This is a genomic window from Rhodococcus sp. MPR-R1B (assembly GCF_058793255.1).
Map to the genome: position 1 here is coordinate 1 of NZ_JBXAFO010000041.1, position 13,322 is coordinate 13,322.

The window sequence follows — 13,322 nt, forward strand, 5'->3', positions numbered from 1 at the left end:
TCACCCCACAACACTCACGCAAGGTGGTTAATTTTCGTCCGACGACATCCGTTCAGTTTTCACCCGTCGTCGACAGACTCTCGCGAGTTAGAGAAGATCCTTAGTGAGGCTGGCTTCTACCTCTCCGCCACACCGATGGGGCTGGAATATCGCGTTGACCCGACCGTCGTGAAATTGGCAGAGTCGGCTGCTGACGAGGCACGCGAATTCGGCAAGCCCAATGCCGCGACACGGCTTGAATCCGCGTGGAAGAAGGCTTATTCGCTACACCCTGACCCGACTGAATCTATCGCAGAAGCGATCCGTGCAGTCGAGGCGGTAATGCTGCCCACGGTTGTTCCGAATGATTCGACAGCAATCTATTCGAAGGGTGTGGGCGCACTCAAGCAGCAGAAGGACAAGTGGCGGCTTGCGATCGAGACCCAGAAGGGTGAGGACGACATCGACGTGGTTATCTCGATGCTTGACCGGCTGGGTACTGCACATCTTGAGCGTCATGAGGGCAATGTCGCGAAGGGTGTGGACACGGTTGAGTCGGCTCGAGCATGTGTACATCTCGCAGCGACACTCGTGCAGTGGTTCTCGATGGGCGCGGTAGTCAAGAAATGAGTTTCGATCTCAGTCAGTGGAGGCCTTGATGCGTGTGGGACGGTCGATACAGAAGGCAATCGACGAGGCGCAAGCTGGTGACCTCGAGAGCGCGATGATGCACGCGTGCATGGCGGTAGACGGTACTGCCGGAAACGTGCGCCAGGACATTCTCGGAAACAACCTTCGATTCACCACGTTCATCCGTGACAACTACGACATCTTCGGTCCCATGGCAGCGCCAGGTGTAAACGTGCACGAGTCGAGGTTCCCGGTGAAAGTCGAGCGCCCGAAAGCGCCGGGCGGTCTTCCGGACATTGCTGACGTGATTTACGGGATACATCGCTGTTGCCACGGCCATGGCGACGCCTTGCCTGACGGTTTCGAGCTGATGAATGACGGTCCTGAGGTTGGCCTCATGCAGATGCACTTCGAACGTGGAAGTGTGCGATTGAGTAAGAGCACCATTTACGGGCTGCTCGCGTTGGCAGTTCTCGAGCCCGCCAACGCGGGTGAGACAATCCCGAGCGATTATCGACTGACCTACAACAATCAGGCATTCTTCATCCACGATTGGTGGGGGAAGAAGGATGAGTTTCGAGAAGTCCTGAAGGAACGGGACCTGCCATACGTCGTGATCGACTTCTCTGAGTGGGCGCGCGATGCGCAGGAGTCGAATAGTGTTGCAACTACTAAGGCTTCAAATGTTCAGGCAGGGGTCTCACAGTGAGCGACGAGTCGCGGAATCCGGCATTGGCACTGCACGACATCCTGAATCGTCTGTGGAATACGGGTGCGGTAAGTGTTCAAGACGGATGGCTTGATGTGTTGTCTGCCCATGTCGGAACCCTAGATTTCGCACAACGGCATGGTGAAGTTGTGGGGCTTTTAAACGTCGTTGGAGAACGACTTATGGGCCTTCCTGAAACGCATCGAACACGTGTTCGTTGCCTCGAATATCTGCCCCAGTGGTACTCCTCGGTTGTTTACCCGGGTGTATGGGGCGACGTCCGTGCAGCGAACGCGCAGAACATCGTTAACGTGGCAGCACTACATCAGCTTGAGAGCCTGGGGGAGCAGTTCGACACGCTATTTGGCTATGAGGACACCGATCTGTCGGAGGTCGCAGTTAGTCAGCTTCGGGCGAGCTTGCAGGAATGGCGCAACTTGCTCGATAGCGCTGATTTGCCCAGGGGCATGACAAATCAGATTCGGGGCGAGATTGACCACATCGAGTGGCTCTTGGCGAATGTCGATCTTTTCGGCAGCGCTCCAGTCGTGACTCGATCGCGGCAGTTGGTTGGAAGTGGAGTAATGGCCATGGCGACTCGACCGGGCCTCGCCTCCCGCATCAATGCTGCGTTGGTGGGTGTCGTGGCATTCCTGACGTTGACCAACACGGGTGTGGAGCAGGCGAACGGAATTCTCGAAGGCGTGGAGGAGATGGCCACGCACGTTCAGTCGATCGCAGACGGGGGACGGCCCGAACCTGCCGAGCCACGCCAGATAGGGCCTGCGGATATCCCGACGCAGAGTGACGGTGAGATTATTGATGTCGAGGCAGAGGACGAAGCCGCAAGCTGATCCACACCCATCGTGGCGTCGACCTTGATGATCTGCGTATGTGTGCGCGTGTGAATGTGTACGCGAGCAAATCGCGGGTTGTCAGCGTTGATCTCAGGGTCGGTGCGGGTAGATGCAATTGTGTCGTACGCTCCAAAAGGGCGGAACCTGGCATGTATCAGATGTCAGGTCCCGCCCTTTGGTCTTGACGGCGCTTTAGGTTTCCTCTGCGCGCAATGCAGCGAGGTCGCCCGAGTAGGTTGCTTCGTCACTCGCGAGGTGCGTGAAGGCCTGCAACGCGGTGTATCCCTGTTCGCGCATGAGGCGGATCGTCAATGCAGCAGCCGTGAATCTGGTCGGGTCGTACCCGTCGAGAGGCCGGATTCCACACCCATCGACCAAGTTCGTCCAGATGAGACCTGCAATCGTGTCGTCATTCGCGAGGACGAACCACCTACCGGGGCCGGTGCAATCGCCGGGGTAGTTCGGCAGCTTGTATCCCCGCACGAGGTCGGGGGTGATGACCTCCCACGTCTCGTCGGCGATGGGCAGGAATTGCATCGGGATGGGGTCTCCGATTGCGGCCATAGGAATCAGCCCTCGGCTTCGTCACTCGATGCGGCGGGTGTGGGATTCGCCTCTACTCGAACCTTGCGCGCGACCTCGTACGCCTCGAATCCCTTCTTCACCTTGGCTACGTCAGCGGGCTTGAACACGTACGACTTTCCTTCCTTTGTCACGAGCGCCTTTCCTTGTGGCGTACGCAGGAACGCGCGCAACGACTTCGCGTCGGTTCCGATCTGCTCGGCAACGTCCTTGCTGGTCAGCGTCTTGACTTCGGCCATGATGACTCCTTGGTTCGGGTGCATCTGTGGTGATGCGTGGCAGCAACGTACAAGACCAACAGCCCCAATCCGAAAGGTTGCATCCGTCGAACAGGCACTCGAACAACGCTGCGTGTCACCTTCTTGTCACATGCAAATCGAGAAAGTGCGTTCTGACCTGCATTACCAGGTCAGCGCCCCGCGTGTGTTCCTGCAGGTGGGGTATCGGCTAAACTGCTGGTCAAATGAGTGATATTGAGCGTGACCCCGAACCCCCAACATTTGCCGACCTCGACATCGATGATCGGGTACTGAAGGCACTGTCAGACGTGGGCTACGAGTCGCCCTCGCCCATTCAGGCTGCCACCATTCCGCCGCTGCTCGAAGGCAAGGACGTCGTCGGTCTCGCACAGACCGGTACCGGCAAGACCGCAGCCTTCGCAGTTCCAGTCCTGTCGCGGATCGACACGTCGATCAAGCAGACCCAGGCGCTGGTGCTTGCTCCCACGCGTGAGCTGGCGCTTCAGGTTGCCGAGGCATTCGGCAAGTACTCCGCGCACATCCCCGGACTCAACGTGCTGCCGATCTACGGTGGCCAGAGCTACGGAGTCCAGCTGTCGGGCCTGCGCCGCGGCGCACACGTCGTCGTCGGTACCCCGGGTCGTGTCATCGACCATCTCGAAAAGGGCACCCTGGATCTGACCAATCTCAAGTACCTCGTTCTCGACGAGGCCGACGAGATGCTCAAGATGGGGTTCCAGGAGGACGTCGAGCGCATCCTCCGCGACACCCCCGGCGACAAGCAGGTCGCCCTGTTCTCCGCAACGATGCCCGGCTCGATTCGCCGGATCTCGAAGCAGTACCTGAACAATCCGGTCGAGATCACCGTCAAGTCCAAGACGTCGACCGCCTCGAACATCACGCAGCGCTACATTCAGGTTGCTCATCAGCGCAAGCTCGATGCACTGACCCGAGTCCTCGAGGTCGAGGCATTCGAGGCGATGATCATCTTCGTCCGTACCAAGCAGGCCACCGAAGACCTGGCGGAGAAGCTGCGGGCCCGCGGGCACTCGGCTGCCGCGATCAACGGTGACATCGTCCAGGCACAGCGTGAGCGGACCATCGGTCAGCTCAAGAACGGCGCCCTCGACATCCTTGTCGCGACCGACGTTGCCGCTCGAGGCCTCGACGTGGATCGAATCTCCCACGTCGTCAACTACGACATCCCGCATGACACGGAGTCGTACGTCCACCGCATCGGTCGTACCGGCCGCGCCGGTCGTCAGGGTGACGCGTTGCTGTTCGTCGCCCCGCGTGAGCGTCATCTGCTCAAGTCCATCGAGAAAGCGACCCGTCAGCCGCTTGCGGAGATGCAGCTTCCCAGTGTCGACGACGTCAACGCCCAGCGCGTGGCCAAGTTCGGTGACTCCATCACCGAGAGCCTGGCCTCGGAGAATCTCGCGATGTTCCGCAAGATGATCGAGGACTACGACCAGGAACACGACGTTCCGCTCATCGACATCGCTGCCGCTCTGGCGTTGCAGTCGCGCGACGGCGAAGCATTCTTGCTTTCTCCCGAGCCGCCGGCACCGCCGCGTCGTGAGCGCGAGCCTCGTGAACCACGTCCTCCCCGTCGTTTCGACGATGGCCCGGCCCCGCGCTCGCGTGGGCCCGAGGGCCAGGAGCTGGCCGCGTACCGCATTGCAGTCGGCAAGCGTCACCGCGTCGTTCCGGGTGCCATCGTCGGTGCCATCGCCAACGAGGGTGGGCTTCGTCGAAGCGACTTCGGGCACATCAGCATTCGCCCGGATCACAGCATCGTCGAGCTGCCGGCCGACCTCTCCAACGAGACTCTCGAAGCTTTGCGTCGCACACGTATCTCCGGCGTCCTGATCCAGCTGCAGCCTGATTTCGGGCCGCCGCAGGGACGTCCGAGTGGCCGTGGCGACCGTGGTGGCCGGGACGATCGTGGTGGACGTGACGACCGCCGCGGTGGCGGACGCGATCGCTACAACGACTGACCTACAGCTTCAACGACTGTCATGAAGACTGAAACAGGCGCTGCCCTCCGCGAGGAGGACAGCGCCTGTTTTCTGTGTGGGGGGGCAAGGCGCTGCGCGGTATCAGATCGGCGTCGGTGCGAGGGCGCCGTTCTTCCGGGCGTTGGTGTCGAACTGCGTGCGGTACAACTCGGCGTAGCGGCCGCCGCGCGCGAGCAGTTCCTCATGGTTGCCGCGCTCGACGATCTGGCCTGCCTCGACGACAAGGATCAGGTCCGCGGAACGGATCGTCGACAATCGGTGAGCGATCACCACCGCAGTCCGCCCGGCGAGTGCTTCGCCGAGTGCTTCCTGAACCGCAGCTTCCGACGTCGAGTCGAGATGCGCGGTGGCCTCGTCCAAGATGACGACGCGAGGCTGGGCCAGGAGCAGGCGTGCGATGGTCAGGCGTTGACGCTCGCCGCCCGAGAGGCGGTAACCGCGTTCACCCACCACGGTCTCCAGTCCGTCGGGCAGCGACGCAACCAGGTCGGTGAGCCGTGCGCGCTCCAGAACCTCACGCAGATCTTCTTCGGTGGCATCCGGTCGCGCGAGGAGCAGGTTGGATCGAAGGCTCTCGTGGAACAGGTGCCCGTCCTGCGTGACCATGCCGACGGTCTCCCGGATGGAATCGGTACTGAGGTCTCGGACGTCGACACCGCCCAGTTCGACCGATCCGGAGTCGATGTCGTAGAGGCGGGGAATCATCTGCGCCACGGTCGACTTTCCGGCACCGGACGTGCCGACCAGGGCGACCATCTGTCCTGCTTCGGTGCGGAACGACAGGTTGTGCAACACGTCCTCGCCGCCGCGGGTGTCGAGGATCGCGACTTCCTCCAGAGAAGCTAGTGACACCTTGTCCGCGGATGGGTACGCAAAAGTGACGTTCTTGAACTCGACGGACACCGGGCCATCCGGCACCGTGCGTGCATCGGGCTTCTCGGTGATGAGCGGTGCCAGATCGAGAATCTCGAATACCCGCTCGAAGCTGACCAGGGCGCTCATGACATCGACCCGGGCGCTGGCCAGTGCGGTCAACGGTGAGTACAGCCGCGTCAACAACAGTGCCATCGCCACGACGGCGCCTGCGTCCAACTGTCCGCGCAGCGCGTAGAAGCCGCCGAGTCCGTAGACGAGGGCAAGAGCAAGGGCCGAGACCAGTGTCAGCGCTGTGACGAAGACGGACTGCAGCATTGCGGTCCGGACTCCGATGTTGCGCACACGCCGGGCGCGAACCGCGAACTCCGCCGACTCTTGCGACGGGCGGCCGAACAGCTTGACCAGAGTCGCGCCGGGAGCGGAGAACCGCTCCGTCATCTGGGTGCTCATGAGCGAATTATGGTTGGCTGCTTCACGATTGAGTGCTGCAAGTTTTGCGCCCATGCGCCGTGCGGGGATGACGAAGATCGGGAGAAGTAGCAGCGCGAGGACGGTGATCTGCCAGGAGATCCCGAGCATGACGATCAGCGTGATCACCAGGGTGACCAAGTTGCTGACCACTCCGGACAAGGTGTCGCTGAAGGCGCGCTGAGCGCCGATGACGTCGTTGTTGAGACGGCTGACCAGTGCTCCGGTTCGAGTTCTGGTGAAGAACGCGATGGGCATCTTCTGGACGTGATCGAAGACGGTGGTGCGCAGATGCAGGATCAGGTCTTCGCCGATGCTGGCCGAGAGCCACCGGGTCAACAGGCCCAGAGCGGCTTCGAGAAGTGCTACCAGTGCGATCAGGGCGGCAAGTTTGACGACCACGTCGACGGCGTCGCCGCCGACTATCGCGTTGACCACACGCCCGGCCAGGACAGGTGTTGCCACGGCAAGCGCAGCAGTGACGACACTCAGTACGAGGTACCAGCTGAGGTTGCGTTTCTGTGGAACTGCGAACGTCGCGATCCGCTTCAGTGTCGCCTTCGAGAACGGGCGCCGATCTTCTTGCGCGTGCATCGCGTTGTACATCGCGTTCCACGCGGTGACTTCCATACTCATGACTTCGCCCCTCCGGTCGCCGGCCACGAAGATTACGTGGCCGGTACGACACGAAGGTAGAACCTCAACCAAACTTCAGGTCAAGTGCGGCCTCAGCGGGCCACGTCGACCACCACGCGAGGAGGGTCGCTGAGCGTCGTGACCGTGAACGGCTGCTTCTCGGTCACGCCGATGAACGACTGCGTGACTCCCTCGAAGACGTTGGACCCGTTGACCTCGGTCACGACTCCGCCGACGCCGGGGACCGGGTTGGGGCCGGAGTACTGCTCGACTCCGCTGTCGAAGGGATATGCGGAACCGTCGATCAGGACCTGGATCACTGCGGCACCCTTGATGGCCACGGGCTTACCGCTGCCTTCCTGCGTCGCCGCGTCGACGTACTTGACGCGCCAACCGGGTGTGCCGGCTCCGCCCATTTCGTAGACGACACGATCGAATCCGTCGTGCTCGCCCACTCGGATGTCGACGACGGTGAGCTTGGATTCGGTGCCCGCAGCCGACGTCTTGTCGGAGCTGTCCGTCGGGACTGGTTCTGTGGTCGACGCTGCTGCACTCGAGGTCGAGGTCGAGGTGACGGCCGAGGTGGCTGCCGTGGGAGTGGTCTCCGCGTCCTGCGAACAGGCAGTCAGGCTCACGCCCACTGCGATGGCAGCGACAGCGGCAAATGATCTCGTCCGGTTCGTTGTCATGACTCGATCGTAGGGCTCGCGTTATCGGGATCCGCGGCGGCGGTGCCCGGAGTTACCTAACCGATATCGCCGTCGACATAGAGCCACTTACCCTCTGTTCGCGCAAATCGACTGCGTTCGTGGAGCATTCCCCGCTCGCGTCCGAATGTGTAGTGAGCGCGAAATTCCACGACGCCGTCGGAATCGAACAGCCCGCCCCGTTCGGTGTCCAGGATCTCCAACCGGAGCCATTTCTGGTCGGGGTCGAGATCGAGTTGGGCTGGGCGATGGTCGGGATGCCAAGTCCGCGTGAGATATTCGTCGTCCATCACAGCGAAAGCCGTGTAACGCGAACGCATCAGGGTTTCGGCGGTCGGTGCGTGCGCTACTCCGCTGATGTACTTGCCGCAGCATTCGGCCAACGCGTTGCCGCTGCCGCACGGGCACGGATCGGTCGGATTGGGTGTGGTGGGGCGGCGCGAAGTCACCGCCCCATTACAGCACGCGAACTCAGACCAGTTTGTGTTCGCGGTTCTCCCAGTACGGTTTGCGGAGGTCGCGTTTGAGGATCTTTCCGGTGGGATTGCGGGGAAGAATCTCGACGACGTCGATACTGGTCGGGCACTTGAACTTTGCGAGGCGTTCCTGTGTATAGGTGATCAGTTCGGCTTCGTCGATCTGCGCTTCGGCAGTGAGAACCACGACAGCCTTGACGGTTTCACCCCAACGGTCGTCGGGAACGCCGATGACCGCGACCTCGGCGATTGCCGGATGCTCCACCAGTACTCGTTCGATCTCGGGGGAGTAGACGTTCTCGCCGCCGGTGATGATCATGTCCTTGAGGCGGTCCTCGATGAAGACGAAGCCGTCGGAGTCGGCGCGGCCCATGTCGCCGCTACGTAGCCACCCGTCTGCGGTAATCGTTTCGGCCGTCGCCTCGGGCTTACCCAGGTATCCGGGTGTGCACTGTTCGGATCGCCACCACAGTTCACCGGTCGTTCCGGTGGGCACGTCCTCGAGCGTGACGGGGTCCACCACGCGCATCTCGACGCCGGGGATCGCCGTACCTGCCGATGCCATGCGCTCGACCTGCGACTCGTCGCGGTGAACGTCCGGCATCAACGCGGTAATGACGCCTGCCATTTCGGTCATGCCGTAGACCTGCACGAATTCGGTGTCCGGCCACGCTGCGAGTGCCGCGCGCAACAGTGGGAGCGGCATGGGGGCGGCGCCGTAGGTGATGCGTTTGAATGCTTTGAAGGCGGCGACCGCCTGCTCGCCTGCGGCCAGGACTCCGGCAATGACCGGTGGGACGAGAAAGGCGATGTTGGCTCCGGCGGCGAGACCGGCGAAGATCGACGGTCCGTCGGCTTCTCTCGTGAAGTAACAGCGGCCACCGGTGTGAATTGCCATGATGGCGTAGCACGTTCCGCCGACGTGGAACATCGGCATCGCGATCAAGAATCGGTGATCCTCGTGGGCCGGCAGGATTTCGAGGACATTGTTGCTGTGCGCGAACAGGTTTCGATGCGTGAGCTGGACACCCTTGGGGCGACCGGTCGTCCCGGAACTGTAGAGAACCAGAGCGGTGGCATCGGGGCTCACCTCGGGGCGGGAGTGCAGCGGTGTGACCTCGTCGATCCACGGCTCGAATTCGTCGTGTTCACCGCCGACGGCGAAGATCGATTCGACGGCCGTCAAGCGGTCTCGCATCGCGACGACCTGGGGGAGTAGTTCGCTGCCGACGAACAGAATGCGAGCGCCACAGTCCGCGAGAACGTAATCCAGCTCTTCGCTCGAAAGTCGCCAGTTGGGAACGACATTCGCGGCGCCGAGTAGTGAGGCGGCGTAGGTGACTTCGAGACAGGACAGATGATTCTTGTCGACGAACGCGACAGTGTCGCCGGCACCGATGCCTGATTCGGCGAGGGCGGCGGCGATACGCAAGATGCGGTCCCGCCACTGAGCCCACGTGAATTCGGTCCCTTGGAAGGTCATCGCTGCTTGATCAGGCTTGACCGTCGCCCAGTGCTCTAGCCGATCGAAAATGATTCCAGCGGTGGCGTCGGACATTCGGCCGCCTCTCTCGTGTGATTGGTGTCACAAGGTTAATGTGCGCCCGGTCTTCGTATCGCTGTTTCCAGTCAATGCGCACAAGCAGGAGGGGTCGCATTCCCCCGACCCTGACCGGCTCGGCCGCAGATATCAGGGTGGTCCCCGATGGCGGGCGCGCCCGCCACCCGACAGGATGGAACCAACCATTGCGGGCGTCCGTGTTTTCACGGGCGCCCGTCACGCCCGCAAAGTAGCACCGAAGTGAACAGGAAAGGCGATCATGAGTTCGCACGCCCAGGATGTCGCGGCCCGCGCAGTCGGCCTGTCCAAGACCTACGGCACCGGAGATACCCAGGTGCACGCCCTCAGTTCGGTGTCCGCAGATTTCGCCCGCGGTGAGTTCACGGCGATCATGGGGCCGTCCGGTTCCGGTAAGTCGACGCTGATGCATTGCCTCGCCGGTCTGGATTCCGCCAGTTCGGGTTCTGTTCTCATCGGTGACACGGAACTCACGACGCTTTCCGACAAACAGATGACCCAATTGCGACGCGATCGCATCGGTTTCGTTTTCCAGGCGTTCAACCTGGTGCCGACCCTGACCGCGCTCGAGAACATCACGTTGCCGCTCGACATCGCGGGACGCAAAGCGGACCCGACCTGGTTGAACAGCGTCCTGACCAAGCTGGGTCTCGGGGATCGCCTCGATCACCGGCCGGGAGAGCTCTCGGGTGGTCAGCAGCAGCGTGTGGCGTGTGCGCGTGCGCTGGCGGGTCAGCCGGAGATCATCTTCGGCGACGAGCCGACCGGAAACCTCGATTCGAAGTCCTCCGGGGAGGTGCTCTCGATCCTGCGGGCGGCCGTGGACGAGTTCAACCAGACCGTGGTGATCGTGACGCACGATCCGCGGGCAGCGGCGTACGCCGATCGTGTCGTGTTCCTCGCGGACGGCAAGATCGTCGACGAATTGCGTGAGCCGACGGCGGATTCGGTCCTTGATCGTATGAAGCGGCTCGACGCTCCGCAGGCGGTCGTGAACGTGGAAGCCGGGGCTTGAGCACATGGCTTCGGTAAGTAACTCGCCGATGCGCAAGGTTTCCCTGCGCAACCTGGCGGCACACAAGGTGCGACTTGCGCTGACGGTTCTCTCCGTGGTGCTCGGCACGGCTTTTGTCGCGGGGTCGTTCGTTTTCACCGACACCCTCCAGAAGACTTTCGATTCGATCTTCGAGAACACCGCCCAGGGCGTCGACGTCCGGGTATCGATGGAAGAGCGCAACACCAGTGGCGTTCCGGTCGAGGATGTCGACAAACTTGCCGCAGTCGACGGTGTCCGAGCGGTAGCCCCGGCCGTCAGTGGACAGATCGTCCTGATCAACGCAGACGGCGGCGCTGTTCAGACCGGCGGCGCGCCGAGTATCGGTCAGTCCTACCTACCGCCGGGCCAGGCGATTGCCGAACCCGACACCTTCGTCGAGGGCGCGCCTCCGACGCAGACCGGTCAGGTCGCGCTGAACACCAGCGCCGCCGAGCGAGCCGGACTGAAGGTGGGGGACTCCGCCAAGGTTCTGGCACCGGCCCGCGGAATCGTGGACGTGACGTTGTCCGGCATATACGAGGGGGCGGGCAGTGACACCGGCGGGTTCATCGGCGCGCTCTTCACCGACGAGCAGGCCCGTGGACTCTTCACCGACGGCCAACACGTCGAGTACATCGACGTCGCGGGCGACGGGGTGTCGCAGACGGAACTGCAGCAACGCGTCGAGCAGGTTTTCCCCGATCTCAAGGTGCAGACCGGCGACCAGGTTCGTGAGGAGACCAAGGCCGAGGTCGACTCGGCGCTGAGCTTCATCAACTACTTCCTGTTGGCGTTCGGCGCGATTGCTCTGCTCGTCGGAACGTTCATCATCTACAACACCTTCTCGATGATCGTGGCGCAGCGTCTTCGTGAGCTGGCGCTGCTGCGTGCGATCGGTGCGAGCCGAGCGCAGGTCGGCCGTTCGGTGGTCACCGAGGCGCTCGTGGTCGGACTCATCGGCAGCATCATCGGTCTGCTCGGCGGTATCGGTCTCGCCTACGGATTGCGCAGTCTCCTCAACACATTCGACGTCGGTCTGCCGGAAGGCCCGCTCCAGGTGGGTGCCCGCACGATCATCGTCGCGTTGGTGGTCGGCGTCGTCGTCACGACGCTCAGCGCTTACGCCCCGGCTCGTCGTGCGTCGAAGATCCCGCCGGTGGCGGCCATGCGTGAGGAGTTCGCCTCCACCGGTGACTCACTGCGAGTGCGGACGTTGATCGGTGCGATTCTCGGCGTGATCGGTGTGGCACTGCTCGTGTTCGGCTCTCGCGGTACCGGTGGTGGCGCGGCGCTGATCGTCGGCCTCGGTGCGTTCTCGTTGATCATCGCGGTGCTTCTCGGGGCTCCCGCGCTGTCGCGGCCGATCGTCGGCGCGCTCGGTGCCGTGTTCGCCAAGCCGTTCGGTGCCATAGGGCGATTGGCTCGTACCAATGCGGTGCGCAATCCCCGTCGCACGGCCGCAACGGCATTCGCGTTGACTCTCGGTCTGATGCTGGTGACGGTCATCGGAGTGTTCGGTTCCTCGGCCAAGGCGAGCATCAATGCTCTTGTCGACGTGGGTGTTTCGGCCGACTACATCCTGACCGGTCCCAACGCGATCGGCGTGCCGCGAGGTGCGGCCGACGCAGTCCGACAGGTGCCCGACGTGCAGAGCGCGACGTCGTTGCACGGAGTGCGTGCGAAGGTCGACGGTGAGGACGAGCAGGGCGCTTCGTTCGACGGTCCGATCGAAGGCGTGCTCGAATACAAGATCCTCGAGGGCACGGTCGATCTGACCGGCAACAACATGCTCGTCTCGAAGTCGACTGCGGACGACAAGGGTTGGACTGTGGGTTCGACCCAGACGTTGACCGGTCCCGGCGGCGTCGAGTACCAGACGGTTGTCGCGGGAGTGTTCGAGGACAACCAGCTGATCGGCTCGTGGATCGTCTCGGACGAGGCGTACAGGAAGCTGATGCCGGCCGAGAGTCTGCCGGACTTCGTGGTTCTGGTGAAGGCGAAGCCTGGCGCGGATCTGACAACGCTGCGATCCGAGCTCGAAACGGCCACGGAGAAGTACGTCGTCGTCCAGGTGCAGGATCGTGAGGAGTTCAAGGGAACTCAGGGCCAGCAGATCAACACGTTGTTGGCGATCCTCTACGGACTGCTTGCACTCGCGGTCGTGATCGCAATCCTGGGCATCATCAACACCCTGGCACTCTCGGTGGTCGAGCGGCGACGAGAAATCGGAATGCTGCGAGCTGTCGGCATGCAGCGCGGACAGATGCGACGCACGATCTACCTCGAGTCGGTGCTCATCGCGGTGTACGGCGCGGCGGTCGGAGTTGTTCTCGGCATCGCGTTCGGTTGGGCCTTCGTGAGCACTCTCGCGGATCAGGGCCTCGACAAGATCACGATCCCGTGGGGTCAGGTGGTCGGAATGCTGATCGGCTCGGGTGTGGTGGGTGTCTTGGCGGCGCTGTGGCCGGCCAACCGAGCGGCCAAGACGAAGCCGCTCGAGGCGATTGCAGACATGTAGGGCCTTCGG

General features: G+C 62.4%; 12 protein-coding genes. 6 read left to right on the forward strand and 6 right to left on the reverse strand.

Annotated features, from left to right (window positions below):
- The 3 genes from AC1Q61_RS30665 to AC1Q61_RS30675 form a co-directional block, all read left to right on the forward strand.
- Window positions 1-609 (forward strand): hypothetical protein (locus tag AC1Q61_RS30665; RefSeq protein WP_492651396.1); only part of this gene is annotated, 609 nt, incomplete at its 5' end.
- 28 nt (window positions 610-637) lie between these two features.
- Window positions 638-1,318, forward strand: coding sequence for a hypothetical protein (locus AC1Q61_RS30670; protein ID WP_492651397.1), 681 nt, complete (start codon window positions 638-640; stop codon window positions 1,316-1,318).
- Window positions 1,315-2,172 carry a hypothetical protein gene (locus tag AC1Q61_RS30675; RefSeq protein WP_492651398.1) on the forward strand — a complete coding sequence of 286 codons (858 nt, stop codon included), beginning with the start codon at window positions 1,315-1,317 and terminating at the stop codon, window positions 2,170-2,172. The genes AC1Q61_RS30670 and AC1Q61_RS30675 overlap by 4 nt, the downstream gene beginning before the upstream one ends.
- Before the next feature lie 195 nt (window positions 2,173-2,367).
- Here AC1Q61_RS30675 and AC1Q61_RS30680 read toward each other — a convergent pair whose 3' ends face one another.
- A complete protein-coding gene (locus tag AC1Q61_RS30680) occupies window positions 2,368-2,739 on the reverse strand; it encodes a hypothetical protein (RefSeq protein WP_492651399.1) in 372 nt (123 codons plus the stop codon).
- 5 nt (window positions 2,740-2,744) lie between these two features.
- A complete protein-coding gene (locus tag AC1Q61_RS30685) occupies window positions 2,745-2,996 on the reverse strand; it encodes a hypothetical protein (protein ID WP_492651400.1) in 252 nt (83 codons plus the stop codon).
- A gap of 224 nt (window positions 2,997-3,220) precedes the next feature.
- Between AC1Q61_RS30685 and AC1Q61_RS30690 the strand changes: the two genes are divergently transcribed.
- Window positions 3,221-4,996: a DEAD/DEAH box helicase gene (locus AC1Q61_RS30690; RefSeq protein ID WP_003945121.1), complete on the forward strand. Its 1,776-nt coding sequence runs from the start codon at window positions 3,221-3,223 to the stop codon at window positions 4,994-4,996.
- 102 nt (window positions 4,997-5,098) lie between these two features.
- Here AC1Q61_RS30690 and AC1Q61_RS30695 read toward each other — a convergent pair whose 3' ends face one another.
- From AC1Q61_RS30695 to AC1Q61_RS30710, 4 genes are all read right to left on the reverse strand, one after another.
- Window positions 5,099-6,997, reverse strand: coding sequence for an ABC transporter ATP-binding protein (locus AC1Q61_RS30695; protein WP_070161793.1), 1,899 nt, complete (start codon window positions 6,995-6,997; stop codon window positions 5,099-5,101).
- 92 nt (window positions 6,998-7,089) lie between these two features.
- Window positions 7,090-7,686 (reverse strand): AMIN-like domain-containing (lipo)protein, encoded by a 597-nt coding sequence (locus AC1Q61_RS30700; protein ID WP_215516011.1) that lies wholly within the window; start codon window positions 7,684-7,686, stop codon window positions 7,090-7,092.
- Between the two features lie 56 nt (window positions 7,687-7,742).
- Window positions 7,743-8,153, reverse strand: a complete 411-nt coding sequence (locus AC1Q61_RS30705) for a YchJ family protein (protein ID WP_042923391.1) — start codon at window positions 8,151-8,153, stop codon at window positions 7,743-7,745.
- A 22-nt stretch (window positions 8,154-8,175) separates the two neighbouring features.
- The gene (locus tag AC1Q61_RS30710; RefSeq protein WP_003945105.1) at window positions 8,176-9,738 is read right to left on the reverse strand and encodes a long-chain-fatty-acid--CoA ligase; all 1,563 of its coding nucleotides are present in this window, start codon (window positions 9,736-9,738) and stop codon (window positions 8,176-8,178) included.
- A gap of 262 nt (window positions 9,739-10,000) precedes the next feature.
- Here AC1Q61_RS30710 and AC1Q61_RS30715 point away from each other — a divergent pair, with 262 nt between their 5' ends.
- Both AC1Q61_RS30715 and AC1Q61_RS30720 read left to right on the forward strand, forming a co-directional pair.
- Window positions 10,001-10,774 carry an ABC transporter ATP-binding protein gene (locus AC1Q61_RS30715; protein WP_003945134.1) on the forward strand — a complete coding sequence of 258 codons (774 nt, stop codon included), beginning with the start codon at window positions 10,001-10,003 and terminating at the stop codon, window positions 10,772-10,774.
- Window positions 10,775-10,778: 4 nt separating this feature from the next.
- Window positions 10,779-13,313: an ABC transporter permease gene (locus AC1Q61_RS30720; protein ID WP_019749299.1), complete on the forward strand. Its 2,535-nt coding sequence runs from the start codon at window positions 10,779-10,781 to the stop codon at window positions 13,311-13,313.
- The last annotated feature ends 9 nt before the right edge of the window (window positions 13,314-13,322 follow it).